Genomic DNA, 295 nt, shown 5'->3' on the forward strand with positions numbered 1-295 from the left:
GCCTCACGCAGCTCGGGCAGGCCGGCGGTGGGAGTGTACTTGTAGTTGCGCGGCTCGCGGCAAGCCCGTACCGCCGCGTCCACCACAGTTCCGGGAGTGGGGAAATCAGGCTCCCCCGCCCCGAATCCGATCACGTCCACGCCGGCGGCCTTCATTGCCTTCGCCTTTGAATCGACGGCCAGCGTCGCACTCGGAGCTACATTGTTGATACGGTCACTTAGGTTTTGCCAGTCAGCCACAGTCATGACGTCTAGCGTATCGCTGTCCCACGTCATCCCGACGCTTTCGTTTCATA

The 295-nt window shown here is 62.0% G+C and carries 1 pseudogene; it reads right to left on the reverse strand.

From position 1 onward, the window contains the following. A pseudogene (locus tag B2994_RS02355) lies at window positions 1-239 on the reverse strand (pyridoxal phosphate-dependent aminotransferase); the annotation flags it as partial. Window positions 240-295 lie beyond the last annotated feature (56 nt).

The organism is Bifidobacterium sp. UBA744 (assembly GCA_002298605.1).
Lineage (GTDB): Bacteria > Actinomycetota > Actinomycetes > Actinomycetales > Bifidobacteriaceae > Bifidobacterium.